Annotated in this window: 1 protein-coding gene and 1 pseudogene; both read left to right on the forward strand. The window is 66.7% G+C overall.

Translation table 11 applies throughout. The features are described from left to right. Positions 1–181 (forward strand): annotated as a pseudogene (locus Pth03_RS41205) (IS30 family transposase); the annotation flags it as partial. Then, positions 162–446, forward strand: coding sequence for an integrase core domain-containing protein (locus Pth03_RS41210; protein WP_203949963.1), 285 nt, complete (start codon positions 162–164; stop codon positions 444–446). The pseudogene Pth03_RS41205 and the gene Pth03_RS41210, both read left to right, overlap by 20 nt. Positions 447–523 lie beyond the last annotated feature (77 nt).

Raw genomic sequence — 523 nt, forward strand, 5'->3', positions numbered from 1 at the left:
CCTGCTCCGCCAGTACTTCCCCAAAGGAACCGACCTCAGCCGGCACAGCCGAAACGAGCTCGATGCGGTCGCCGCCGCGCTCAACAACCGCCCCCGCAAGACCCTGGGATGGAAGACTCCCGCCGAGGCCCTCAACGAACATCTACGCTCACTGACAAGCAGTGTTGCAACGACCCCTTGAACCCGGGCAATACACCGCCGCCCGCTTCCAGGCCGCCTGCCGGCACTGGGGCGTCGTGCAATCCATGGGCCGGGTCGGCTGCGCGCTGGACAACGCCGCGGCCGAGTCGTTCAACTCCACCCTCAAAGTCGAGTTCGTGCGCCGGCACCACTTCGCCACCCGCGACCAGGCACAGGTGAAGATCGCCAACTGGATCGCCGACTTCTACAACGCGCGCCGGCGCCATAGCGCCGCCGACGGGCTATCCCCGATCGAGTTCGAGTAACGGATCATGGCCGCCCGAGCGGCCGCCAGGGCGAGGGCTCACGAGGCCATCGCCGCATAGAAACGTCTCCACGGTTT

Source organism: Planotetraspora thailandica, from assembly GCF_016863335.1.
GTDB classification, from domain to species: Bacteria; Actinomycetota; Actinomycetes; order Streptosporangiales; family Streptosporangiaceae; genus Planotetraspora; species Planotetraspora thailandica.